Origin of the sequence: Levilactobacillus lindianensis (genome assembly GCF_003946095.1) — a bacterium.
GTDB lineage: Bacteria > Bacillota > Bacilli > Lactobacillales > Lactobacillaceae > Levilactobacillus > Levilactobacillus lindianensis.
The window spans coordinates 48,711-75,110 of sequence record NZ_RHOD01000008.1; the positions used below are offsets into that span (position 1 = coordinate 48,711).

Annotated in this window: 24 protein-coding genes and 1 riboswitch; of the genes, 22 read left to right on the forward strand and 2 right to left on the reverse strand. The window is 50.3% G+C overall.

Annotated features, from left to right (window positions below; genetic code table 11):
* Positions 1-58 precede the first annotated feature (58 nt).
* From dnaE to EKM70_RS04800, 22 genes are all read left to right on the forward strand, one after another.
* Positions 59-3,403, forward strand: a complete 3,345-nt coding sequence (dnaE, locus tag EKM70_RS04695; RefSeq protein ID WP_125545728.1) for a DNA polymerase III subunit alpha — start codon at positions 59-61, stop codon at positions 3,401-3,403.
* 96 nt (positions 3,404-3,499) lie between these two features.
* The gene (locus tag EKM70_RS04700) at positions 3,500-4,228 is read left to right on the forward strand and encodes a transaldolase (protein WP_125545730.1); all 729 of its coding nucleotides are present in this window, start codon (positions 3,500-3,502) and stop codon (positions 4,226-4,228) included.
* Between the two features lie 260 nt (positions 4,229-4,488).
* Positions 4,489-6,246, forward strand: a complete 1,758-nt coding sequence (gene pyk / locus EKM70_RS04705; RefSeq protein WP_125545732.1) for a pyruvate kinase — start codon at positions 4,489-4,491, stop codon at positions 6,244-6,246.
* 201 nt (positions 6,247-6,447) lie between these two features.
* Positions 6,448-7,329 carry a CvfB family protein gene (locus EKM70_RS04710; RefSeq protein WP_125545734.1) on the forward strand — a complete coding sequence of 294 codons (882 nt, stop codon included), beginning with the start codon at positions 6,448-6,450 and terminating at the stop codon, positions 7,327-7,329.
* Positions 7,330-7,340: 11 nt separating this feature from the next.
* Positions 7,341-8,237 (forward strand): site-specific tyrosine recombinase XerD, encoded by an 897-nt coding sequence (gene xerD, locus EKM70_RS04715; RefSeq protein WP_125545736.1) that lies wholly within the window; start codon positions 7,341-7,343, stop codon positions 8,235-8,237.
* Positions 8,238-8,291: 54 nt separating this feature from the next.
* A complete protein-coding gene (locus EKM70_RS04720; RefSeq protein WP_125545738.1) occupies positions 8,292-8,687 on the forward strand; it encodes an N-acetyltransferase in 396 nt (131 codons plus the stop codon).
* Positions 8,641-9,429, forward strand: a complete 789-nt coding sequence (locus EKM70_RS04725) for a segregation and condensation protein A (protein ID WP_125545740.1) — start codon at positions 8,641-8,643, stop codon at positions 9,427-9,429. The genes EKM70_RS04720 and EKM70_RS04725 overlap by 47 nt, the downstream gene beginning before the upstream one ends.
* A complete protein-coding gene (gene scpB / locus EKM70_RS04730; protein ID WP_125545826.1) occupies positions 9,407-10,006 on the forward strand; it encodes an SMC-Scp complex subunit ScpB in 600 nt (199 codons plus the stop codon). Before EKM70_RS04725 ends, scpB begins: the two co-directional genes overlap by 23 nt.
* On the forward strand, positions 10,007-10,729 hold the full coding sequence (locus EKM70_RS04735) for a pseudouridine synthase (protein WP_125545742.1): 723 nt from the start codon (positions 10,007-10,009) through the stop codon (positions 10,727-10,729).
* Positions 10,730-10,788: 59 nt separating this feature from the next.
* Positions 10,789-10,907, forward strand: a riboswitch (FMN riboswitch).
* Between the two features lie 112 nt (positions 10,908-11,019).
* Positions 11,020-11,604, forward strand: coding sequence for an ECF transporter S component (locus EKM70_RS04740; protein ID WP_125545744.1), 585 nt, complete (start codon positions 11,020-11,022; stop codon positions 11,602-11,604).
* 92 nt (positions 11,605-11,696) lie between these two features.
* Positions 11,697-12,755, forward strand: coding sequence for a helix-turn-helix domain-containing protein (locus EKM70_RS04745; RefSeq protein WP_125545746.1), 1,059 nt, complete (start codon positions 11,697-11,699; stop codon positions 12,753-12,755).
* Complete coding sequence (locus tag EKM70_RS04750) at positions 12,730-14,145, forward strand: RecQ family ATP-dependent DNA helicase (RefSeq protein WP_125545748.1); 1,416 nt, start codon at positions 12,730-12,732, stop codon at positions 14,143-14,145. The genes EKM70_RS04745 and EKM70_RS04750 overlap by 26 nt, the downstream gene beginning before the upstream one ends.
* A 71-nt stretch (positions 14,146-14,216) precedes the next feature.
* The gene (locus tag EKM70_RS04755) at positions 14,217-14,822 is read left to right on the forward strand and encodes a LysM peptidoglycan-binding domain-containing protein (protein ID WP_125545750.1); all 606 of its coding nucleotides are present in this window, start codon (positions 14,217-14,219) and stop codon (positions 14,820-14,822) included.
* 36 nt (positions 14,823-14,858) lie between these two features.
* Positions 14,859-15,545 carry a (d)CMP kinase gene (gene cmk, locus EKM70_RS04760; RefSeq protein WP_125545752.1) on the forward strand — a complete coding sequence of 229 codons (687 nt, stop codon included), beginning with the start codon at positions 14,859-14,861 and terminating at the stop codon, positions 15,543-15,545.
* Positions 15,546-15,618: 73 nt separating this feature from the next.
* Positions 15,619-16,929, forward strand: coding sequence for a 30S ribosomal protein S1 (gene rpsA, locus EKM70_RS04765; RefSeq protein WP_125545754.1), 1,311 nt, complete (start codon positions 15,619-15,621; stop codon positions 16,927-16,929).
* A gap of 93 nt (positions 16,930-17,022) precedes the next feature.
* Positions 17,023-18,330, forward strand: coding sequence for a ribosome biogenesis GTPase Der (der, locus tag EKM70_RS04770; RefSeq protein ID WP_125545756.1), 1,308 nt, complete (start codon positions 17,023-17,025; stop codon positions 18,328-18,330).
* Between the two features lie 237 nt (positions 18,331-18,567).
* Positions 18,568-18,843: an HU family DNA-binding protein gene (locus tag EKM70_RS04775; protein WP_011667553.1), complete on the forward strand. Its 276-nt coding sequence runs from the start codon at positions 18,568-18,570 to the stop codon at positions 18,841-18,843.
* 214 nt (positions 18,844-19,057) lie between these two features.
* Positions 19,058-20,320 carry a tetratricopeptide repeat protein gene (locus EKM70_RS04780; protein WP_125545758.1) on the forward strand — a complete coding sequence of 421 codons (1,263 nt, stop codon included), beginning with the start codon at positions 19,058-19,060 and terminating at the stop codon, positions 20,318-20,320.
* Between the two features lie 238 nt (positions 20,321-20,558).
* Positions 20,559-21,752, forward strand: coding sequence for a CCA tRNA nucleotidyltransferase (locus tag EKM70_RS04785; protein WP_125545760.1), 1,194 nt, complete (start codon positions 20,559-20,561; stop codon positions 21,750-21,752).
* 26 nt (positions 21,753-21,778) lie between these two features.
* Positions 21,779-23,671, forward strand: a complete 1,893-nt coding sequence (locus tag EKM70_RS04790) for an ABC-F family ATP-binding cassette domain-containing protein (RefSeq protein ID WP_125545762.1) — start codon at positions 21,779-21,781, stop codon at positions 23,669-23,671.
* A 13-nt stretch (positions 23,672-23,684) separates the two neighbouring features.
* Positions 23,685-24,635: a thymidylate synthase gene (locus EKM70_RS04795; protein WP_125545764.1), complete on the forward strand. Its 951-nt coding sequence runs from the start codon at positions 23,685-23,687 to the stop codon at positions 24,633-24,635.
* Between the two features lie 17 nt (positions 24,636-24,652).
* Entirely contained in the window at positions 24,653-25,153 is a 501-nt protein-coding gene (locus tag EKM70_RS04800) for a dihydrofolate reductase (protein ID WP_125545766.1), read from the forward strand.
* Between the two features lie 89 nt (positions 25,154-25,242).
* Here EKM70_RS04800 and EKM70_RS04805 read toward each other — a convergent pair whose 3' ends face one another.
* On the reverse strand, positions 25,243-25,776 hold the full coding sequence (locus EKM70_RS04805) for a hypothetical protein (protein WP_125545768.1): 534 nt from the start codon (positions 25,774-25,776) through the stop codon (positions 25,243-25,245).
* On the reverse strand, positions 25,763-26,398 hold the full coding sequence (locus EKM70_RS04810) for an ATP-binding cassette domain-containing protein (RefSeq protein ID WP_125545770.1): 636 nt from the start codon (positions 26,396-26,398) through the stop codon (positions 25,763-25,765). Before EKM70_RS04810 ends, EKM70_RS04805 begins: the two co-directional genes overlap by 14 nt.
* Between the last annotated feature and the right edge of the window lie 2 nt (positions 26,399-26,400).

The window sequence follows — 26,400 nt, forward strand, 5'->3', positions numbered from 1 at the left end:
ATCGATTCCGATTTTCTGGTATAATAGCGATAAAGAATTCTTGAGAGGAGCGTCCAACATGTTTGTCCCGTTACAGGTCATCAGTACGTACAGTCTGTTACAGAGTACCAATCGAATAAATGAATTGGTCCAAACGGCCAAGGAGCGGGGGTACACGACGCTAGCGATCACCGACAGAAATGTTATGTACGGGGTTGTCGCCTTCTATAATGCCTGTCAACAGGCGGGAATTAAGCCTGTCTTGGGACTCACCCTGACGGTTCAAATTGCCGGGGATGAGGCGGGGGCCGATCTGGTGGTTTTAGCACGCGACTTCACGGGGTACCAGCAACTCATGCAGCTCTCCACGGCTTATCAAGTGGCGGCGGCACCGGTTGACCTGACCCAGCAGCACGCCAATCTGACGCATTTAAAGGCCGTTGTGCCGCTGAATGGGGAGGCCCCCAGACTGTTGGCCAATGGGGATCGGACGGCGGCTAGTGAAGCGCTAGGCCGCTTACAGACCCTCTTTACCCCGGAGAATGTCTCACTGGGGATTAGTGCGGATCAGAGTGAGGAGACGCGGTTAGCCTTACAACAACTCAGTCAGGCGACGGGGATGCCGCTAATGGGTCTATCTCCCGTCGAGTACCTCAATCAAGATGACCATTTCGCCGTCACGGTCTTGCGCGCCATCGACGCTGGGGCAACGATTACCGATATTCCTGCCGAGCAGGCCACGTTGGGCACCCACTGGTTACGACCAGCTGCCGAACAACAGGCCCGGTTTGCCGCGGTGGGTCTAGAGGCCGCAGCGATGGCGACCGCTACCTTAGCCGCCGACTGTGAGGTCACGTTGAAGTTTCAACAGCCACAGCTCCCGCAATTTCCGACGCCCAACCAACAACCCTCACAGGACTACCTGCGGGCACTCTGCGGTCAGGGGTTACAGCGACGGTTACAAGCTAACGGCATCACCGATGGCCAGCCTTACCGGGAGCGATTAGACCATGAACTTTCGGTTATTCACCGGATGGGGTTTGATGATTACTTCCTGATTGTTTGGGACATCATGAACTTCGCTCACCGGGCCCATATTCAGACGGGACCAGGTCGGGGCTCTGCGGCAGGCTCTCTGGTGGCCTATGTGCTGGCCATTACGGAAGTCGATCCCTTAGCCTATAACCTCTTATTCGAACGTTTCTTAAATGAAGAACGGGCGCAGATGCCCGATATTGACTTGGACATTCCGGACGACCGTCGAGAACAGGTGCTCCAGTATGTCCACGGAAAGTACGGGCATACCCGGGTGGCTCAGATCATTACCTTCGGAACGCTGGCGGCTAAGGCGGCCTTACGTGACGTGGGCCGGGCCCTGGGGATGGCGCCGTATCAGATGAGTGACTGGAGTGCGGCCATTCCTAACCAGCTACACATCACGTTACACGCCGCCTATGACCAATCCCAGCGATTGAAGAATTTAGTCGCAGACAGTCCCGAGAATCGGCTATTATTTGAAACGGCCTGCAAGGTCGAGGGGCTACCGCGGCATTACTCCACACATGCTGCTGGGATCGTATTGAGCCAGGGACCTCTGACCGACGTGGTGCCCCTGCAACCCGGGGCCGAAGAATTACTTATGACGCAATACCCCAAGGATACCGTCGAGGCGGTGGGCCTACTGAAGATGGATTTGCTGGGCTTGCGGAACCTGAGCATCTTGGCCAATGCATTGGCGTTGGTTAAGCAACAGACGGGAAGGGTCTTTGACCTTGACCAGATTGACCTCAATGATCGCGAGACCCTGGCACTCTTTGCTCAGGGGGAAACCAACGGGGTCTTTCAATTTGAATCCGCCGGCATCAAGCGGGTTCTACGACAGCTTAAGCCGGATAGCTTCGAATTGGTGGCAGCGGTCAACGCACTCTATCGGCCGGGGCCAATGGAAAATATTGAAACCTTTATCAACCGTAAGGACGGTAAGGAACCCGTGCAGTACGCGGCGCCGGCCCTGAAGCCGATTCTAGGACCAACCTATGGTGTCTTGGTCTATCAAGAACAGGTCATGCAGGTCGCTGCGGTTATGGGGGGCTTTAGCTTGGGGGAAGCCGATCTGCTTCGCCGAGCCATGAGTAAGAAAAAGAAGGCCACCATGGATGCCATGCAAAAGAAGTTCGTGGCGGGGGCGCAGAAGCTAGGCTACGACGTGGCTACCGCGCAGCAGGTCTTTGCCTACATGGATCGCTTCGCCAACTACGGGTTCAACCGGTCACATGCCGTGGCGTATAGTAAGTTAGCCTTTCAGTTGGCCTATCTCAAGGCCCACTATCCGGGGCCGTTCTATGCGGCCTTGATGAATTCGGTTATCAACGTGCCAGATAAGACAAAGCTCTATCTGGCTGAGGCCAAGCGTCATGGTGTTACCGTGTTACCACCGGACATTAATCATTCGGCGGCGTACTTTAGTCTGCAACAACAAGCGATTCTCTTTGGATTGAGTTCAATTAAAGGGGTTCGTCGTGACTTTTTGCGAGCGGTCTTGGCCGATCGTAAGGCGCAGGGACCATTTCGTGATCTGCACCAATTTCTGGAACGCATCGAGGCCAAGTACCGAAAAGAAGATCTCTTGGATGCGTTGGTTTACGCGGGCGCCTTCGATCACTTTGGCTATAACCGAGCCGAGTTGATCGCCGCCTTACCGGAATTTCTGAGTACGGTCGAGCTGTCCGGAGATAATGTCGAATTGTTTGCGGCCCTGGCACCCAAGGTCAAACGGCAACCGGACTTCGACCTGATGACCAAGTTGGGGCATGAGGAACAAGTTCTCGGAGCCTACCTATCGGGTCATCCCGTCGAGCAGTATCGCCACCTGGGTGCCCAGCGGCAGGCGGTGCCGATCAGTGATTTGACAGTGAATTCGCGGGTGACAGTGATTGTCTACGTGACCAAGATTCGGACGATTCGCACGAAACGCGGGGAGCCGATGGCCTTTGTGACTGGGAGTGATGAGACCGGTGAGATTAGTTTGACGGTCTTTCCCAACCAGTACCGGATTGTCAGCGAGTGGCTGGCCCCTAATCAGGTGGTTCTGGTTACCGGGAAGGTTGAACAACAGCGGGGACTACAGATCGTCGTGGATCGGTTGGAACAACCAGTCACCGAGTCAACCCAACCAGCTAAGTTACCGGCCGGGCCTTGTTGGTACATTCGTGTGGATGCGCAACATGACCAACGACCAATCGCTAAGCAACTAGGCCAATTCATCAAATCTAACCCCGGAAAAGTCCCCGTAATCATCTATCAGGCCCAGACCGATCGGAAAAGAATCTTACCTAATGAACAATGGCTTTCAAATGAGAAGACTGTTATGACGGGTTTGGTAAGCCTGATGGGTGAGAAAAATGTCGTTTTGAGAAATGGATAGACCAATTTTGTGAAAAATACTTCTGGACTATTGTTATCAAGTTCGGTATTATATATACCAATGAACGAGATAATCTATTTTGGGAGGATATACAAAATGAAATTAAACGTCAAAGTCTTTTCCGATGGGGCAGAATTATCTGCTATGAAAGCTGTTGCTGCTAAGGGGTTAGTTGAAGGATTCACGACGAACCCTAGCTTGATGAAGGCTGCCGGGATTACCGACTACTTAGCCTTTGCCAAAGAAGCTGTTGCAACTTTCCCAGACCAATCGATCAGTTTCGAAGTCTTTGGAAACACACCGGAACGGATGCTTGCCGAAGCTCAGACATTGGCATCATTGGGGAAACACGTCGCAGTTAAAATCCCAATCATTCGGGCAACTGGTGAAGACAATACCGATGTCATTTCTAAGTTATCCGATGCCGGGGTTCGCGTGAACGTGACGGCAATTACCACCTTAGAGGAAGTTCGTTGGGCTGTAGATGCCTTGAACCCAGAAGTTGGCGGGATCGTTTCTGTCTTCGCTGGCCGGGTAGCCGACAGTGGGGTTGATCCATTACCATTGATGAAACAATCTGCCAACTTATGCCATGCCAAGGCCAACATTGACCTGTTGTGGGCCAGCACCCGGGAGTCCATTAACATTATCCAGGCCAATGAGACTGGTTGTGACATCATCACCGTGCCACCAAAGATTTTGAACAAGTTAGATAAATTTGGTAAACCAGCTTTCCAAATCTCGGTTGATACGGTGAAAACTTTCGATGCTGATATCGCAGAACTTGGTTTCACGATTCCAGTGGCTGACGGCGTCCAAGAATAAAAACAAAATTATCCCCTTTATAACCTACTCGTTATCAAACGAGTAGGTTTTTAATTGCCCTGCGGCCCGGCAGCTCGCAGAAAACGCTTACTTTGAGAAAAGATGTACAAAAGGCTCGAAATTCGATAAACATAGCAGACAGAAAAAATTAAAAGTGCTAGAATATTGGTGTAATGAAATTTGTGCCGAAACTTTTGGTCTGCTAATTTTTCTAAAAGATTAGTAACCATCGGGCCAATTCTAAAGGAGAGATTTTTCTAATGAAGAAAACCAAGATCGTAAGTACCCTTGGGCCTGCAAGTAATGACGTCGATACGATTGTTAAGTTAATCGAATCCGGTGCCAACATTTTCCGGTTTAACTTTTCACATGGTGACCATGAAGAACATTTAGGTCGCTTGGACAAAGTTCACCAAGCCGAAAAGATTACTGGCAAGACCGTTGGTATCATGTTAGATACCAAGGGTGCCGAAATTCGGACGACCGTTGAAAAGGGTGGCAAGCTGCAATTTAACACTGGCGACCAATTCCGGATCTCCATGGATGCCTCACTTGAAGGAACTAACGAAAAGATCGCGGTTACTTACCCAGGTCTTTACGATGACGTTCATGAAGGTGGCCACGTACTGTTTGATGACGGTTTATTAGACACTGTTGTTGACAAGAAGGACGACGCAACTAAGGAATTAGTTGTCACTGTTCAAAACGATGGTATCTTAGGTTCCCGTAAGGGTGTTAACGCCCCTGGTGTTTCCATTAACTTACCTGGGATCACTGAAAAGGACTCAGATGACATTCGCTTTGGTTTGGACCACGAAATCAACTTCATCGCCGCTTCCTTCGTACGGAAGCCTCAAGATGTTATGGACATTCGTGAACTCCTTGAAGAAAAGCACATGGAACACGTGCAAATCTTCCCTAAGATTGAATCTCAAGAAGGTATCAACAACTTTGATGACATCATCAAGGTTTCCGATGGATTGATGGTTGCTCGTGGTGACATGGGTGTCGAAATTCCTACGGAAAACGTACCTTTAGTACAAAAAGCTTTGATCAAGAAGTGTAACATCTTAGGCAAGCCCGTAATCACGGCTACCCAAATGTTAGACTCCATGCAAGAAAATCCACGTCCTACGCGTGCCGAAGCTTCTGACGTTGCCAACGCCGTCTTTGATGGTACTGACGCAACGATGCTTTCTGGTGAAAGTGCTAACGGTGAATACCCAGTACAAGCCGTTGCAACTATGAACCGGATCGACATCAAGGCTGAAAATGCTTTACCAGACTTTGGTCGTGACAACTTGAACTTCGACAACGGTGACGTTACCGAATCAATCGGTGCTTCCGTTGCACGTGTTGCCAACGAATTAGGCGTTAAGACGATCGTTGCCGCTACTGAAAGTGGCTACACTGCCAAGATGATTTCTAAGTACCGGCCAAATGCTGATATCTTAGCTGTTACCTTTGATGACCGGACTCGTCGTGGCTTGATGGTTAACTGGGGTGTTTACCCAATCGTTACCGAAAAGCCAGCTAACACTGACGAAATGTTCGATCTCGCCGCAGCCAAGGCCGTTGAAACGGGCTTAGCTAAGGAAGGCGACTTAATCCTGATCACCGCTGGCGTGCCAGTCGGCGAACGCGGGACGACTAACTTGATGAAGATCCAATTGATTGGTTCAAAGTTAGTTCAAGGTCAAGGTGTCGGTGATGACACGGTTATCGGTAAGGCAATCATTGCCAACACCGCTGCTGAAGCCAACGCCAAGGTTGTTGAAGGTGGTATCTTGATTGCCAAGAACACCGACAAGGACTACTTGCCAGCTATCGAAAAGTCTAGTGCCGTTATCGTTGAAAACGGTGGGTTGACTTCTCACGCTGCTGTTGTTGGGATTTCCATGGGGATTCCTGTTATCGTTGGGGCTACTGGTGCCAGCGACAAGATCTCCGATGGCGAATTGATTACTGTTGACTCACGTCGCGGTATCGTTTACCACGGTGCTTCCAACGCACTTTAATAAGAGATAAACCTGTTATGAAAACGGACCCTCTGTCGGGGGTCCGTTTTTTCGTGCTTTTGAAGACCTGTGAGACACACAAGTCGAGAAGATTGCCACGAATTTTGCGAGAAAAGGTCGCTAGTTGGGGCGTTTCCGTGTAAAATAGGCATTAGACACTTTGAACGGAAAACTGGCCTCGCCAGTAGAATTGAGGAGATTATGGAAGAACTATTAGGCCGCATCGTTGCGGGTAAAGTTACCGATGAAAACGAAAAAGATTATTACGTGCAGGTGGCGGGGACGACCTTCCGCTTGGACAAGTCAGAGATCAAAAAGCCCCTTAAGCTGGGCGCTGACTTCAAGGGCTTCGCTTACGAAAACGAAGACCATGACATGCAGATCACTCGGGACGCACCCGAGGTTCAAGTCGACCACTATGGTTTCGGGACGGTTGTGCGGACGCAACGGACGTTGGGCGTCTTTGTTGATATTGGCTTACCTAACAAGGATATCGTGGTATCTTTGGATGACCTCCCAGCAATGATGGAACTTTGGCCACAACAGGGGGACCGGTTGTTGATTGCGTTGCGAGAAGATAAGAAGCAACGGCTCTGGGGTGTGCTGGCTGATGGCGATATTTACCAGGCCATCGGTCAACCGGCTAAGAAGAAGCTCCAGAACTCTAACGTGGTTGCCCGGGCTTATCAACTAAAACTCGTGGGAACTCGGGTGATGACCGACCACTACGAATTAGGCTTCATTCACCCCTCAGAACGGGAAACAGAACCCCGTTTGGGTGAAGAACTACACGCCCGAGTTATTGGCGTTCATGATGATGGGACTCTAAACTTGTCATTGCGGCCCCGGACCTTTGAAGCTATTGACGACGATGCTGCGATGTTACTCGCTGCGTTGGAACACAGTGGCGAGGGTTACCTGGACTTTAGCGACAAGAGTGATCCCGCTGCTATCAAAGCATACTTTGGGATCAGTAAGGGGCAATTCAAACGGGCCATTGGTCATCTGCTAAAGGCTAGAAAAATTACGCAACACGACGGCCAGCTTTGGCTGGTTAAGGACGACGAACAAGCAACGAAATAGGAGGTGACACCATGACCGAATTAGCAACGCAGATTGCGGATTTTGCCCACTATCTCACGGTAGAACAGGGATTAGCTAAGAATTCGGTCACGAGTTATGCCCAGGAGTTGCGAGGCTTTGCTGGCTACTTGACGACGCAACAGGTTACGTCGCTGACACAAGTCGATCGTCTCCAAGTGATGGCTTACCTGGAAACGTTGACGAAGAGTGGCAAGTCGCGTAATTCCGTGATTCATGCGGTCTCTGCCTTACGGAAGGCCTACCGTTACCTGGTTCAGACGCATCAGATGGCGGAGAGCCCCATGGCCAATATTGCGGCCCCTAAGCACGCAGAACACTTGCCGGCAGTCTTGACCGTTGCCGAGGTGGACCGGTTGTTGGCGGCTCCCGATACGGCTAATAAGTATGGGATTCGGGACCGTGCCATCCTCGAGGTCATGTACGCGACGGGATTGCGGGTAAGTGAACTCGTTCACCTTAAGTTCGGCGACCTCCATCTGGAGATGGGGTTGATTCAAACCCTGGGTAAAGGGGACAAGGAACGGATCGTGCCGATTGGTGATGTGGCCACTGATTGGATTCAGCGCTACTTGACCGACAGTCGCCCGTTGCTGTTAAAGCAGCGGACCAGTCCCTATCTGTTCTTGAATGCCCACGGTGGTGGATTGTCGCGTCAGTCCATTTGGCAGAAGATCAAGCGCTATGTAGCTCTGGCCGACATTACCAAGGATGTCACGCCCCATACCCTGCGACATTCTTTTGCGACGCATCTGTTGGAGAATGGGGCGGACTTACGGGTAGTTCAGGAACTCCTGGGCCACGCGGATATCACGACCACGCAGATTTACACCCACATTTCCAAGAAGCGTCTGGTAGCCGTCTATGATCAGGCACACCCGCGTGCCTAGCAGGGACCGGATCTTTGTGGTAAAGTATAGGGACGATTTAAACGGAGGCAGACCATGTTACTGAAATATCGGAGCGATTATCAAAAGATTGCGATGGGACTCCTGAGCTTGTTACCCACCTTTAAGGATTGGGATCGGCTACAGCGGGAGTTGACCTGGTATCAGAGTGATGATAGCAGGCGACTCTACCTGTGGAAGGACGACCACGATGACTTTGCCGGGGCCGTGGGCACCGAGGTTCAAGGCGACTACCTGATTGTTCGGCTGGTCACCCTGACACCGGATCAGGACCTCACCGAAAACACTTGGCAGATGCTGGATCAACTCGCAACGGCGCTACCGGATAAACGGTTGATGGGCACCCTGACAACCGCTAAGATTATTGCAAAATGGGAGTATCAACATGGACAAAGTCACACCCAGCGGTCAACCACTGATTCAGGTCAGTGATTTTGAGGGACCGCTTGATTTATTGCTCCACTTAATTAAAACCAATGAAATGGATATTTATGATATTCGTATTGCGACCATCACGAGTCAGTATTTGACGTATCTGCATCAGATGCAGGTGTTAAGGTTAGACATTGCCGGGGAGTACTTCGTGATGGCGGCCAATTTGATGGCCATTAAGGCGAAATTGCTGTTGCCTAAGCCGACCCTGGTGGCAGACGATGATGTCGCACCAGAGGACGATCCGCGAGAGGATCTGGTCCAACGCTTGCTGGATTATCAGCGCTATAAGCAGGCAGCTCAGGAGCTTAAGGTAAGAGCGCAACAGCGGCAACAGCATTTCACCCGTCCGGCGATGGCCGTTCCCGATGATGTTGTGCTAACTGTTGAACCGGGGATTCAAGCCGCAGATTTGCAGACGGCCCTGGCACGACTGATTAAGCGAGCTCGAATTGCCCGGCCAGTCACCCAGAGCATTCAGCAAGAACAATATACAATTAAAGAACAGATGCAGGTGGTTCTGACCCGGTTAGAACGGGCTAAGGGGCCGATGGACTTCGAACGCTTAGTGGGACAGACCACGGTGGTGGACGAGATTGTCACGACCTTCTTGGCGATTCTGGAGTTGGCTCGACAGCGGCAAGTGGCACTCTCACAGGCCAGTCGACTGCTACCCCTGCAAGTTAATTTTTTGAAAGCGAAAGGAAGTTATGCCACCGATGTCACCTCTGGCACAAATTGAAAGTCTCTTGTTCGTGAGTGGCGACGAGGGGATCACCGTGGCGGATTTAGCCGCGGCAACCGGTCTTTTACGGCCAGCCATTCTAGCCAGTCTAGAACGACTGGCGGAGAAGTACCGGGATGACGCGGACTCAGCCCTGGAGCTGATGGTCAATGAAACCACCTATCGTCTGGTGACTAAGGCCGCGGCGGGTGATCTCATCAAACGGTACTTTGAGAATCCACTCAGTACGAGTCTGTCACCGGCATCCTTAGAGGTCTTGGCGATTATTGCCTACCGCCAGCCGATTACGCGAATCGAAATTGATGAGATTCGGGGTGTCCAGAGTGCGTCAACGGTTCAGAAACTGGTCTTGCGCCGGTTGATCGAAGATGCCGGACGGTTGGACGAACCCGGTCGACCGAAGGTGTATCGGACAAGTGCCTATTTCTTAGATTACTTTGGTCTCGGAGAACTGACGGATCTACCACCATTGCCTGCCGCGGCAACGGCTGGCGAACATACGGATGACGACGGTGGCGATATCTTTTTAAAAGCCTTCAATCAACAACTCAATCAAGCAGGAGATGACAAATAAATGGAACGATTACAAAAAGTTTTAGCCCACGACGGGGTGGCCTCACGGCGTCAGTCGGAAAAGCTTATCATGAGCGGCCGAGTTCGGGTTAACGGCGAAGTTGTGACGGAACTGGGAACCAAGGTTGGCGTTCACGATGAAATCGTAGTTGATGGTGTGCCCGTTTCTAGCGAAGCACCAACCTATGTGCTGTTGTATAAGCCCCGTGGGGTGGTGTCAACGGCTAATGATGAAAAGGGCCGGGAGACGGTGGTCGATCTGATCGAAAACGTTCCCCAACGAATTTATCCCGTGGGTCGTTTAGATTATGATACGACGGGCTTGCTACTACTGACCAATGATGGTGAACTCGCTAATCGGTTGACTCACCCTCGTTATGGGGTCGAGAAGACCTATGTGGCCAAGGTCACGAACATTCCAAGCAACGATGCTTTACGCCAGCTCCGCCAAGGGGTCAAGGTGGATAATGTCACCTATGCACCCGCCAAGGCTAAGGTGTTGAGCACCGATGACAAGAAGCACACGGCGATTGTCTCGCTGACAATCCATGAAGGAAAGAACCATCAGGTCAAGAAGATGTTGGCCAGTGTGGGTTGTCCCGTTGAAAAGTTGAAGCGCGAGGAATACGCTAAACTGACGCTTAAGGGCCTTAATCCCGGGGATTCTCGTTATCTGAAGCCCGAAGAAGTTAAGGAATTGCGTCGATTGACGGATTTGGCCTAAGTCAAATGATTGACAGATCAACGCAGTATTAGTATATTTATGGTGTCAAATAATTTATGGTTCATCTTCAGGGCAGGGTGAAATTCCCGACCGGCGGTAAAGTCCGCGACCCGTGTTAAGCGGTTGATTCGGTGTAACTCCGGAACCGACAGTAAAGTCTGGTATGCAGAAGATGAGACGTTGCTCTTTGCGTGGGCTCATGTTTGCGTAAAGCCAAGGTCTTACCCTTCTGTGGTGGGATCTTTTTTCGTGGTCGCACCACTGAGATGGCCGCAAGGAGGAACAGAATTATGGAAAATGTTCACAAGGGTCTAGGCGTTCGGGCAATGGTGGAAATGTCACTGTTTGCGGGGGTGGCCTACATTCTCATGTTCATGTCGGTTTCAATTATTCCGATCGTACCGTATATGAAGCTCGATCTTAGTGATTTAGTCGTCTTGGTTGGACTTGGGGTCTTCGGGCCCACGGGAGCGATTCTGATTGCAGCTTTGAAGGAATTGCTCTACTTCGTGACGACTGGGATGGACATTATGAACTTTATCGGCGTCATGACGGCTTTTATTGCGGACGTGGCCTATGTGTTACCGATCAGTGCCGTTTTGCGGCGACAACATACCGTCTCGATTGGTCGCCATATTCTCGCGGTGATTGTCGGAACGGTTAGTCTAACGGTGGTGTTGTCATTGGCAAATTGGTGGGTCATTACGCCACTTTACCTGCAAGTCTGGCACATGAACCTGGGGCTGCCAGTGAAGCAGCTAGTTCTGCTGGGCGTGGTGCCCTTTAACCTGATTAAGGGGATTGTGCTCGGGGTGCTCTTCATTCCCCTGAATCGCCGATTGGCGCCGTGGATGGCTAAGCATACGCTGTCATAAAGGACCACATAAACAATTACACGTAAACGAGGGACTGGCGGTTGTCAGTCCTTTTTCTATGGTAAAATTAAGCAATATGAGGAGATGGTCTTTTGGAAGCGGCGGATTTAATTCAGGTTTTGACCCCACAACAAACGCGGCGTCTGCGGGTGATCGAAAACCTCCTTCGTGGGAAAAAGACAGTCTCAACGCTCTATTGGGGGCAGCGCTATCAGCTCTTGCCTCTCATTGGGTTGGATAAGTCCCTCGATCGAGGGGGCTTGGATGCCGCGGCCCGGTCGCTAGTTACCGGCGGTTTAGCGACGCTAGACGAAGAGAATGATCAGCTGCGGCTGACGCCTACCGGTGTCATTGCCGCCCAGCGGACGTATTATCAGCCACAAACGGCCGACACCTGGATCCAATTGGACCTGATGGCCGCACGACAACGTTTACTGTTGGCCGTCCAAGTTGTCAGCGAGTATACCCATGCCACGCGGCGCTACTATCCACTGGCCACGGATCTGGCGACTCGCCAAGCAGTCAGAGCCTGGTTTCAACGAGAAAAGTCCGATCGGCTGGGCCAGCAAATTCTGCAGGCCCTGACTCACGCCTTAGAACAGTTGCCTGAGACCGTAGCGACGGTGACGACAAGTCTATTGACCGGGTATCAGCACCCCGGGCTGACCCGTGAGCAGGTTGCTCAGCGGCAACAACGGACGGCCTGGGAGGTCACACTCATGCAGCTGGATGGTCTCATGCAGATCTGTCAGGATGCGCGAGTGGACCAGACCCCATTTACCAGTTTGCTGAGTAGCTTGTGGCAATCACCGGTGACCCGTAGTGCTCAGTTAACTCTAGAGGCAGTCCGGCAGACGGGGGATCTCGATCAGGTGGCTACCCAACGGCGGATTAAGCTCAGTACGGTACGGGAGCATTTATTAGAGGCGGCCATCTTTTTGCCTCTGGTAGACTTCCCCTATGAGCAAATCCTAACGCCCAAACTATGCCAACTTTTTGCTAAAAATCTAACGGGAGCAATTGATGACTGGCAATATACCAGTTTACCGGCTGACTTGCAGGCTCGGTATGATTTCTTTTACTTTCGGTTGTATGCCATTTGGATTGAGAAAGGGGGCGTTCTGAGTGACGGCGTTAACAACGAGTCTTAAACAGGTCTTTGGCTTTGACCACTTTCGAACGGGTCAAGAAGAGACTCTGCGAGACCTCGATTCCGGACAGGACGTGTTGGCAGTTCTACCAACCGGCGCGGGTAAGACCTTAATCTATCAGCTTTACGGTTATCGTCACTCGGGTTGTGTCCTGATCGTGTCTCCATTATTATCATTGATGAATGATCAAGTAGACCGGATGCACATGGCAGGGTTTCGCCGGGTAGCGGCCATTAACTCGCTAACCGGACGAGACGAACGGCAAGCGATCCTACGTCATCTGGGAGATTACCAGTTTCTCTTCATGTCACCAGAGATGCTTTCCCAGCCGACGATGCTCAGTCAGCTTCGTCAGTTAACGCTTAGCCTGTTGGTTATTGACGAGGCCCACTGTATCGTGCAATGGGGGCCGGACTTTCGCCCAGAATACCTCTTACTGGGGGCGATTCGCGAAAAGTTGGGAATGCCCCGAACCTTAATGTTAACGGCCACGGCAGGCAAGACGACTCGACAGGAGATTGCCCATCAGTTACGGTGTCACCCTCAGGTGGTGGCGACGTCCGTGGATCGGCCGAACATCTTTCTCGATGTGGAAGACGTTGGGGATGGCACGGAAAAGCAGGCTCGCCTGGCCGAGTTAGTGGCAAAGTTGCCGGGGCCAGGAATCGTGTACTTTTCTAGCAAGCAGCTCGCCAGTGACATGGCCTTGTGGTTGCAGTCGCAGACGGGCAAGGTCGTTGCCGCTTACCATGCTGGTTTGGACAACGAAGCCCGGTTCAAGATTCAGCAGCAGTACATGGCTGGTCAGCTGGATCTCATCTGTGCCACCAGTGCATTCGGCATGGGTGTCGATAAGAATGACGTGCGTTATGTGATTCATTATCATTTGCCGGCAGATATGGAAAGCTATGCCCAGGAGATTGGGCGAGCCGGCCGTGACGGAGAACCGAGTCTGGCGGTTCTGTTGTATGCGTCGGGGGATGAACAACTTCCCTTAATGTTGGGGCAGGCTAATCGGCCCACAGCGGTCACCGTCCATGACTACTACGCACATCCAGAGGCGTTTGATGTGGCTGATCCGGGCGTTCATCTGCTGGAATTTTACCGCAATCACGGGATCAGTGAGGCGGCAGTAGTGCGGCTCTTTACCCGCCGTGAACGCGAGCGTAACCGGGCCCTGGCTCAGATGCTGAGTTATGTCAGAGAGCCCCATTGCCTGCGTCAGAACTGGTTACAGGCCTTCGATGAGCAGGGTTCCCATCATGAGCACTGCTGTGCCCCTAAGCAGGTGGCACTCGATTTGGCGGCGCTGAATCTACCGGAAACGGCAGTGGCGACAGCCGCAGAACCTGAGATCGCGTGGCGTGACCAGCTTCGACAGCTATTTTAAGAAGATTTTAGAGAATTCAGGTTGTCGATATGGTACAATTACGGGTGAAAGTTTTTCTGGGAGGTTAGATGATGAGTCAAAAGCGTGACGATCAAACACCAAAGGAGCAAGAATCCCATCCATGGGATCAATCGTTTGCCGATGATCGCGACGATCAGGGTAACCTGTCGCGATCAAAGATGCGGCGGCAGAATCACAGCAACACGATGGTGACGATTATTCTCGTTGCCATTATCATCGTGATTGCGGCGGCCTCACTGGTTTATGGTTTAGCACGACAGAGCGCGGTTAACCGGCCTGAGAATACGGAGAATGTGGCGACGAGCTCATCTCACTCGTCTAAGGCGGCTAAGCACAAGTCTTCAGCCAGCAAAAAGTCTTCCTCAACGACCAGTAGTCGCAAGAAGAACTCAACGTCAACGACGACTGCTAGTTCAGCAAAGAAGACTAGCAGTTCTTCGGCTACCCAAGAAAGTCAAGCGGCTTCATCGTCTAGCAAGACCACGAGTAGCAGTAGTAGTACCACTGCTGGTGCCAAGTACACGACCGTTGAATCTGGCCAAGGTGTTTATCGAGTAGCGACCAACGCTGGTATCTCGGTAGACAAGTTGCTGGAACTCAACGGCCTTTCCTCGGGTTCATCATTGTATCCGGGTCAGCGCTTACGGGTTAGATAAGCAAATGATTAAAATTGGATAGGGAGCTTGGTTTTCATGGATAAACAAGGTTTGCAAGTCGCAATCGACGGACCAGCATCGGCTGGTAAGAGTACGGTTGCCAAGATTGTCGCAACACGTTTTCACTACATTTATTGTGACACCGGGGCGATGTATCGCGCCATCACTTGGAAGGCGTTACAGGCTGGGGTTGCTTTAGATGACGAGGCGGCTATCAAGAAGCTGTTAGACGGCATCGTGATTCGGTTTGAACCCGGGAAACCCGTACAAAAGGTTTTTGTGGATGATACTGAAGTAACGTTGGCGATTCGCCAACCAGATGTCACAAACGCTGTTTCTCAAGTATCCGCACTATCTGCGGTCCGGTCAGAGTTAACGGAACGGCAACGGCAGATCGCTGATGCCGGGGGCATTGTCATGGATGGGCGCGACATTGGCTCGACCGTTCTTCCCAACGCCGAAGTGAAGATCTTCATGGTAGCGAGCGTCGATGAACGCGCGCAACGTCGTTTGAAGGATAATGCGGCTAAGGGGATTAACACACCATTGGCGACCCTGAAGTATGAAATTGAGGAGCGGGACCGGAAAGATTCCACTCGGGAAATTTCACCATTAACCCAGGCAGATGACGCGATTCGGCTTGATACGACGTCGATGTCCATCGAACAAGTTGCCGATCGAATCGCTGAAATTATTCAAGAAAAAGAATCCCTAGAGAAATAGGCATTTTACTAGCTTTTACTGGCGTAATCGGCTAGAATAGTATATAGAGTTGTCGCAAGGAGGAAAAATTCGCATGAGTGAAAATGGCACGAGTCAAAACAATGAAAACAACGATTTATTGAATGCTTTAAACAGCATCGAAACCGTTAAAGTTGGTGACGTTGTTAAGGGTGAAGTCTTAGCAATTGATGATGACCAACAAGCAATCGTCGGGATTGCCGACACTGGGATTGAAGGGGTGGTTCCTAAGAAGGAATTATCCACTAAGCCAGTCGATGATATTAATACTGTAATTAAAGTCGGGGACGTTATGGACCTCGTCGTAATTTCTCGCATCGGTACCGATAAGGAAGGCGGCAGTTACTTACTGTCACAACGTCGTTTGGAAGCCCGTAAGGTTTGGGACGACATCCAAAAGGAATTCGAAGCTGGTCATACGTTGACTGCCCCTGTTACCCAAGTGGTTAAGGGCGGGTTAGTCGTTGATGCTGGTGTGCGTGGATTCGTTCCTGCATCCATGGTATCCGACCACTTCGTTGAAGATCTTTCTCAATTCAAGGGTCAAACTCTTGAATTTAAGATTATCGAAATCGAACCTAGCGAAAACCGTTTAATCTTATCTCACCGTGCAATCGTTGAAAAGGAACGGGCAGCTCAAAAGGCCGAAATCATGGCTAAGTTGACCGCCGGCGACATTGTCGAAGGTAAGGTTGCTCGTTTGACCAACTTCGGTGCATTCGTTGACCTTGGTGGCGTTGATGGGTTGGTTCACGTTTCAGAAATCGCCTTTGAACGGGTTGAAAAGCCTAGCGATGTCTTGAAGGTGGGTCAAGAAGTTAAGGTTAAGGTCTTGTCTGTAGACCCAGACCGTGACCGGATTTCCCTTTCCATCAAGCAAACCTTGCCAGAACCTTGGGATGGTATCGAAGAAAAGGCACCACAAGGTAGTGTCTTGGACGGAACTGTTAAGCGTTTGACTAGCTTTGGGGCCTTCGTTGAAGTCTTCCCTGGCGTTGAAGGTTTAGTTCACATTTCCCAAATTTCTCACCAACACATCGCAACGCCTGCTGACGTTCTGAAGGTTGGTCAAGAAATCAAGGTTAAGGTCTTGGACGTTCGTCCTGACGACCACCGTTTAGCCTTATCAATCAAGGCTCTTGAAGAAAAGCCACAATCTGGTGATGACAGCAATGCTGGCGAACACCGGAGCAGCAGTAACAACAACCGTAGCCGGAACAATGGCGGTAACAACCGTCGTCGTAACGGCCGGAACTCTGCTGAAACTTCAACGGCTAACGCCCCAGAAGAAAGCACTGGTTTCTCTTTAGGCGACCTGATTGGTGACAGCTTAAAGAAAGATATGGAAGATAACGAAAACAACTAATACGTTTGGTTGAAATGGGTCTAGAGCGAAACTTTTGTTGGTTTCGTTCCAGACCTTTTTTCGTCACTATTTGAAATTAAAGGAGGGATTGTCGTGGCATTTCCAGTAGTTGCCATTGTCGGCCGCCCCAACGTGGGGAAGTCGACGTTATTCAACCGGATTGCCGGTGAACGCATCTCGATTGTTGAAGATACGCCAGGTGTCACCCGTGACCGGATTTATGCCGGTGCCGAGTGGCTGGGAACCGAATTCCGGATGATTGATACCGGGGGAATTGACCTCGGTGACGAACCATTCATGAGTCAAATTACCCAACAAGCCGAAATCGCGGTTGAAGAAGCCGATGTGATTGTCTTTATCGTGAGTGCCCCTGAGGGTGTGACCGATGCCGACGAAAAAGTTGCTAAGATCTTGTATCGGGCCGACAAACCAGTTATCCTGGCCGTCAACAAAGCCGATAACCCCGAAGTTCGGGAGTCCATTTACGACTTCTATGCCTTAGGATTTGGCGATCCATACCCCGTTTCTGGGGTACACGGACTGGGCTTAGGGGACCTGCTTGACGCTGTTGTGAAGGAATTCCCTGACAACAGTGGTGCGCCCAAAGATGACACGATCCGTTTCAGTCTGATTGGCCGTCCCAATGTTGGGAAGTCGTCTTTGGTGAATGCCATTCTTGGTGAAGACCGGGTGATTGTTTCCGACATTGCCGGCACCACGCGTGATGCCATCGATACCAAATTTACCGCGGACAAGACGAAGTTTACCATGGTCGATACGGCGGGGATTCGGAAACGTGGGAAAGTCTACGAAAACACGGAACGCTACAGTGTGATGCGGGCCATGCGCGCCATCGATAACTCTGACGTTGTCTTGATGGTCATGAATGCCGAAGAAGGGATTCGCGAACAGGACAAACGAGTTGCCGGTTACGCCCATGAGGCGGGACGCGGGATCATTATCCTGGTCAACAAGTGGGATACCTTGAAGAAGGATAACCACACGCTGACGGATTTCCAGAACTTGATTAGACTGGAGTTCCAATACCTGAGTTATGCGCCAATTATCTTTGTTTCCGCTAAGACCGGTCAACGACTGGAACAATTACCAGCGCTGATCAAACGGGTCTCAGAAAACCACAACAAGCGGGTTCAATCATCCACGCTGAACGATGTGGTGATGGATGCCATTGCCGTTAATCCAACACCGTCGGATAACGGGAAACGGCTACGGGTTTACTACGCGACGCAGGTCGCCGTGGCCCCACCAACCTTCGTGGTCTTCGTCAACGATCCGAAGATGATGCACTTCTCGTACGAACGTTTCTTGGAAAATCAGATTCGGGAACACTTCGATTTCGAAGGGACACCCCTTCATCTGATCGAACGCGCAAGAAAGTAAGACAAAGGGCCTTAGACCGGCTCTAAGGGGGATTTTGGTGAGTTTTCACCGAAAACTCTTAATATTCGACGTTTTATTACTAAAAAATGCCGTTATCCCTTGTCATATAAGGCTTCCTGTGCTATCTTTGATTAAGAAATGATGCGGCTGACCGTATTTGTTTCATCATTTTTGGACCACTCAAAAATGATCTAGATGGTAATCATCTAATCTTCTTTGCAGGAGGTGAATTCAAACATGGCAAACAAAGCACAATTGGTTAGCGACGTTGCAACTGCAACTGGTTTAACTAAAAAAGACGCAACGGCTGCAGTTGATGCAGTCTTCGATTCTGTCCAAGCAACGTTAGCTAAAGGCGAAAAGGTTCAATTGATCGGCTTTGGTAACTTTGAGGTTCGTGAACGTGCAGCTCGTAAGGGCCGTAACCCACAAACTGGACAAGAAATCCAAATCCCTGCAAGCAAAGTACCTGCATTCAAGCCAGGTAAAGCTTTAAAGGATGCTGTTAAATAATGACTCTTCATTATTTAATCGGTAAAGGACCAGGTCGACTCTTGTCGGTCTGGTTTTTTATTACCCAAAATTTGCGCTGGACTGAGTGTTTATGGTTTCCATGTTTGCTGGGATTGCGTATAATTAAATGCGTTGTGAATTTTAGTGAATTTAACGAAATAGGGGTGGCTGTGACAGGGCTGCACCTAATGAGCAGATTAAATGGAGGCGGGTTATGAGTTACGCACAAACGGCACTTGACCAATTGGAAAAGGGGCAGCTTGAGGATTTTAAGAAGCAGTATGCCTTGTCGCTACGCCATGACGACGATGATACCCTGTTTAGTTTGGCGGAGGAACTCTACTCACTGGGTTTCTTGAACCAGTCGCGGCGAATCTACGAGAAGCTGCTGAAGAAGTACCCGGACGAAGATGAATTGCGGACCAACCTAGCGGATATTGCCATCGATGAAGACAAGAATGATGAGGCCCTGGACTACTTGAACCAAGTCAATCCGGATTCCCCAGCCTATGTGGAATCTTTGATGGTTGCGGCCGACTTGTATCAGACCCAAGAACTCTTTGAGGTGAGTGAGCAGAAGCTCCTGACGGCTAAAAAATTAGCGCCGGACGAGCCTGTGATCACCTTTGCCTTGGCCGAGTTGTACTTTACCATGCGCGAGTTCCGGAAGGCCATTCCTTTATACCTTGACCTGATCACCAGCGGAACGACGACACTTTCTCAGGTGAACCTGGTTGAACGTTTGGGTGTGGCCTATGCCAATGCGGGTCGTTTTGAACAGGCGATCGGCTATCTTAAACAGATTCATCCGGGCGATATGACCCCGGACGTCAAATTTGAAACGGCGTTTACCTACCTCCAGCTGAAGGAACGGACGACAGCAATCACCTTATTTGACGAACTGAAGGACAGTGATCCTCATTACACCTCACTCTATCCTTATCTGGGACAGGCACTGGAGGATGAGAACCGGCTTCCTGAGGCCCTGAAGAGCCTCCAGGAAGGTTTAGGTGTCGACCAGTATAACGAGAAGCTTTGGCTCCAGGCGGCGCATGTGGCGACGAAATTGGACGATGAGAAGCTTGCGGAACGTTACCTGAAGAAGGGACACGAACTGGATAGCGAGGATTTAGGAGCCGTGATTCAGCTCAGTAATCTCTACGTCAAGCAGGAACGTTGGGACGAGAATGCCGAACTGGCCAAGCCATATCTGGCGAGTGAGGATGCCGACCCACAACTGTACTGGAACCTGGCAGTGACGGCGCAGCACCAAGAGGACTACGATGCGGCGAGAAAGTACTACGATGCCGCGACACCATTCTTTATGGACCAGGCTGACTTCTTAAAACCAGTCATCTACTTCTACCGTGAAGAAGGGGCCACTGACCAAGTGGTAAAGTTGCTAACGGCTTACCTGAAGGTTGTGCCAGATGATGAAGAGATGGCGCTAATGCTAGAGGGTTATCAGGAAGATTAACACACGAGGAAGGTGACCACGGGGTCATCTTTTTTAATAAGTTAGAACACAATAATTACTTTAACTTATAACATTCTTCGAATCACAACCGCAAAACCCGCGGTTGCAACCCCTAGTCAACAATCAATTCAGTTCGTCCAAAAGGACGCCGTCTTTGAATTCAATTCTGCGGCCGAATCTGTTAGACTGGCATATAGAGCATTACCGACTACTATCGGCTGGAAAGGTGACGGAAAACATGCAATTGAACCACTTACCACAGGAATTCGAGCTGGCACGGCCCGTCTTACAAACCATCGAGCACGCGGGCTACGAGGCCTACTTCGTTGGTGGCAGTGTCCGTGACACTATTTTAGGGAAACCTATTCACGACGTTGACATCGCCACCAGTGCCTATCCCAACGAGATTAAGGGGCTCTTTCACCGCACCGTCGATACCGGTATCGAACACGGAACGGTTATGATTTTAGACCACGGAACCGGCTATGAAACCACAACTTTCCGGTCGGAATCAACCTATACCGACTTCCGACGACCGGACCAGGTAACCTTCGTTCGTTCCTTAGAAGAAGACCTCAAGCGGCGGGACTTTACCATCAACGCCCTGGCAATGAGGGAGGATGGCGAAATCATCGATCTTTTTGATGGCCTCAACGACCTGAAGACCCATCAGATTCGGGCGGTGGGCAATCCTCAGGAACGGTTCCACGAAGACGCCTTACGCATGATGCGGGCCGTTCGTTTCGCTAGTCAACTCGACTTTACCATTGTCGAACCGACGTTAACGGCCATCACCGATCATGCCGAGCTACTCGCCAAGATTGCCGTTGAACGCACTCAGATGGAGCTACTCAAGCTCTTCACCGGTCAGACACCGCAACGCGGTCTGAAACCATTCATGGCGACGGGCTTATGGAAACATTGTCCTGACTTTGCGGTGCACGAGGACGCGTTAAACGATCTGACTCAACGTCTGACCCAGGGGGTAAGTGATGCGGAGACAGCCTGGACACTACTGGCAACGCAGTTCGACCTGGCAGCCGCCGCCATCTCCCCATTTCTGAAGCACTGGAAGACGGCCAACCAGACCATCGCCACCGTTCAAAACGCCAGCCAGACGGCACAACACCTCCGCCAAGGCGCGCTCAATGCCTGGCAGCTTTACCAAGGTGGGGCTAATTTAACGCGGGCCAACGAGGTCGCCGTCATTCTCGGCGCCCCTGATCGCCAGGCTGAATTGACCCAAGCCTATGCCGCACTACCGATTCATGATAAAAAACAATTGGCCGTGACTGGCCGCGATCTCATCAAAGCCGGGATTCAACCCGGACCACAGTTGGGGGCAACCCTCGGCGATCTCGAATTCCAAGTCGTCACGGGACAGTTGCCCAACGACGCCTCCGCGCTAATTCATCAAATCACCACCAACTGAATCTAAACTAAGAGAGTGAAGACAGTATGCAAACCTTACGCGCAGAAAATTTACACCGAACTTATGGTGAAAAGGTCCTTTTTGACAATTTAAATTTCATTATTAACGAACACGACCGTATCGGCCTGATTGGGGTCAATGGGAGTGGGAAGACATCATTGCTGGACACCTTAGCTGGCGTCAGCAATGACCAAACCGGGGTAATCGACACCCCTAAAGAATACAGCATCGGATACCTCACGCAAAAGCCCGCTCTTGATGAGAATTTGACGGTCATGGACGCCGTCTTCTCTGGTGACCAGCCGGTCTTTAAGACTATTCGACGTTACGAAGCCGCTCTGGCGACTTATGGAGCGCATCCAGAGGATCAGAAGGCACTTCAACGCTATCTGGATGCCGAGGCCCAGATGAACGAAGAGGACGCCTGGACGGCCGAGAGTGACGTCAAAACTATCCTGACTCAACTGAAAATTACGGACCTCTCACAGTCGATTAAGACCATGTCCGGAGGTCAGATCAAGCGGGTGGGTCTAGCGCAAGTGCTGATCCAATCGCCAGACTTGCTCTTGTTAGACGAACCGACCAACCACTTGGACTTCGATTCTATCGCCTGGCTCCAACAGTATCTGAGTGCCTACAAGGGCGCCTTACTCGTTGTCACTCATGATCGGTATTTCTTGGATCAGGTCGCTAACCAGATCTGGGAACTCGACTTTGGGAAACTCTACCAATATCCCGGAAACTACCAGGATTACGTCCAGGAAAAGGCCGAACGGGTCAATCAGGAGGCCGTCGCCGATCGGAAACAACAGCGGCTCTACCAGCAGGAATTAGCCTGGATGAAGGCCGGGGCCCAAGCGCGTTCGACCAAGCAACAGGCCCGGATCAACCGATTTAACGATCTGGAAGATAATGTAGGGACGCGTCAGGTGCAACACAACGTTGCCATTTCTTTGGGGCAACAACGCTTAGGGAAGAAAGTCATTGAGCTTAAAGACGCCACGCTGGATCTCGGAGGGCACCACATTCTCAATGATTTCAGCGACCTCATTCAGGCCGGCGAACGCATCGGGATCAGCGGGGACAACGGGGCCGGTAAGTCCAGTCTCTTAAATGTCATCGCCCAGCGGCTACCCCTGGATTCCGGCACGGTATCAATCGGTGAGACGGTCAAGATGGCTTACTACACGCAACAGATCGAACCAATTCCCGAAGACAAGCGCATGATTAACTACCTTTCCGAAGTTGGACAAACGGTTACCGACAAGGATGGAAACGCCGTCAGTGTCACGGATCTCTTGGAACAATTCCTGTTCCCACGATTCATGCATGGCACCCTGATTCGGAAGTTATCTGGTGGGGAAAAGCGTCGGCTCTACCTATTGAAGCTCCTCATGGAACAGCCCAATGTCTTACTACTAGACGAACCGACCAATGATCTCGATATTGGAACCTTGACTGTGTTGGAGGATTACATTTCGCAGTTTGCGGGGACCGTAATTACCGTTTCCCATGACCGTTACTTCCTGGATAAGGTGGCCGATCGGCTCCTGATCTTCAATGGGAATGCGCAGATTGACCGGTATTCTGGCAGATTTAGCACGTATCTAAATGACCGTTTGAAGGCCGATAAAGCCCAACCAACGGAAAAGAAGGCGCCCAAGACCGTCGCGAAGGAGACGCCTGACAAACCTAAGAAGAAGGTCAAGCTGACCTATGCCGAACAAAAGGAATGGGAAGGCATCGAAGGGGTCATCGACGGTTTGGAAGACCAGAAGTCACAGGTCAAGGACGCTATGAATGCCAACGGCGCCAACTATGACAAGTTGGCCGACCTCCAACAACAACTAGACCAATTGGATCAACAGCTCGATGATAAGATGGCGCGTTGGGAATACCTCAGCGAATACGCCGACTAAGGAGACGACTAGCATGTTAGAAGCGGCTTACCTCAATCTCGCCAAGACAGTCTTGACGGAAGGTCACCAAAAAACCGATAGAACGGGGACTGGGACCATCAGTCTGTTTGGTTATCAAATGCGATTCAATCTGCAGGAGGGTTTTCCACTCTTGACCACGAAGAAAGTGCCCTTTGGCCTCATCAAATCAGAATTGCTCTGGTTTTTAAAAGGGGATACCAATATTCGTTTTCTCCTTCAACATCATAACCACATCTGGGACGAATGGGCCTTTCAACGCTTCATCGAAAGCCCCGACTACCACGGCCCTGACATGACGGACTTCGGGCGACGCTCACTGGTCGATTCGGCCTTTAACGACCAGTACCAAGCTGAAAAGAAGGCCTTTGATGACCGCATCCTAAACGATCAGGCCTTCGGGGACCACTATGGTGATCTCGGCTTGGTCTACGGGAGCCAGTGGCGCGCCTGGCAGGGACACAACGGCGAAACGATTGACCAGTTGGCCAACGTGATTCAGACACTACGGACGCACCCCGATTCTAGACGGATGATCGTTTCAGCTTGGAATCCCGCCGACATGCCTTCGATGGCCTTGCCACCTTGTCACACGCTGTTCCAATTCTATGTGAATGACGGTAAATTGAGCTGTCAGCTCTATCAACGCAGTGGTGACATCTTCCTAGGGGTTCCCTTTAACATCGCCAGTTACGCGCTGTTGACGTCACTGATTGCCAAAGAAGTCGGACTTGAGGTTGGCGACTTTGTTCACACCTTAGGTGATGCCCACATTTACAGCAACCACATCGAACAAGTCAAAACACAATTATCCCGGACACCGAAAGCGGCACCTAAACTGTGGTTGAATCCGGATAAGTCCAGCATCTTCGATTACGACATGCACGACATCAAAGTTGAAGGTTACGACCCAGCCCCCGCAATTAAGGCCCCAGTGGCCGTCTAAGACAGGAGGACCCACCTATGCTGATCTTCTTATGGGCAGAGGGTAACCAGGGCGTTATTGGCCAAAATGGCCAGCTTCCTTGGCACCTACCTGCTGACATGCACTTCTTCAAGACCGTCACGACCGGCAATACCATTTTGGCGGGATCACGAACCTATGCCTCGTTTGGCCGGCCGTTGCCCAATCGCCAAAACATCGTCATTACGCATCAGGATCGTACTAACTTCCCGGCAGAGGTCATCGTGCTTGAAAGTATCGATGCCGTCCAGCAGTATGCCGCGACCCATCGCCAGGATAAACTCTTTGTCGTGGGTGGGGCCCAAATCTTTACGGCCTTACTACCTGACGTTAATCAACTCTACCGAACGGTAATCGACGCTGACTTTGCCGGGGATACCTGGATGCCCACCATCGATTACAGTCAGTTCGAGTTGACTGCGACCCAACCGGGCGTCCGAAATGAGAAGAATCCTTACGATTATCGATTCGAACAGTACCAGCGCCGCTCCGTGAAATAAGCCAATTAAATGACGTCGGAATGAAATGAACCCCCTGAATTGGATCTTCTCCAGTTCAGGGGGTTCATTTCATCTACGTCGCTTGAATCTTACAAATTCACAAGCATAGAATACTTTGTAAAGTGTTTGAATTTATCATTATCTGGTATCAAAATACTTAATCGAGCAGGTGCATTTCTGTATTTATAATTAAAGGAAGGGGTTGTAAAATAGAATTTTGCGATCTTACTCTTCCCATCGCTCAGTTCTTTTATCGTATAGCGAGTGCCGTTGACATGTTTCATCCACTGACTCATGTTACTAAAACCATACGGAACATTAATCCAAATACTATTGAGAATGTTGGAGTTTCCTTTTATTGCCCCATAATTTCCGGGGGCCAATTGCTTAATTTGCATCGTAACCGTGGCGCGTTTTTCATCGGCACTGGTTGAGGTCACAACTTTTAAAACTTTGAACCTAACTTGTGGGGCATTTACCCACTTGTTTTGAGAAAATATTTTTTCACTAACAGGATGCTTAGACCCACTATTTATTCTTGTATATTGCCAAACGCCTAGGCTGATTAAGCTCAAAGCTGCGAGGATTATGAGGCTATAAATTGTTAAATTACGCTTCTTCATCTATTCTGCCAGCCTTTACCTTTATTCGCTGTGAGGTGATGTCTTCTAAAAATTCACGATCGTGAGATGTAATTAAAAATGTTGATCCCATCGAGTTTATCTCACGAATGTAGGTGGTTAGTTTCTGGATACTTTCCTCATCCAGCGCATTTGTGGGTTCGTCTAAGACAATTAATTCACAGTTCCCTAACATTGCTTGCGCGATACCCAATTTTTGTTTCATGCCGAGCGAAAACTTTCTAACCCGATTCTTTTTATCAGTAGGCAAGTCAAATTTAGTCAGTAGATTTAGTAAACTGTCTTCATTGACGGCGCCTTGTAATCTCGCAATGAGTTCAAGATTTTTAAATGCTGAAAATTCTTCTATGATACTGGGAGATTCAATCAATGCACCAGATCTAACCGGGAATCGACTGCTTACTGATACCAGTTCACCTTTAACTTTAACTTCACCAGTCGTTTTAATTAATCCTAAAATGGATTTTAGAATCAAGGTTTTGCCAGAGCCATTGATTCCCTCTAAAGTTGTTATGCTACCTTTTCTTACGGTTAGGGAGACATTGTCTAGCAATGTTCGACCCTTTACGACTTTACTGACATTAGTCAATTCGATTAAGTTCATTA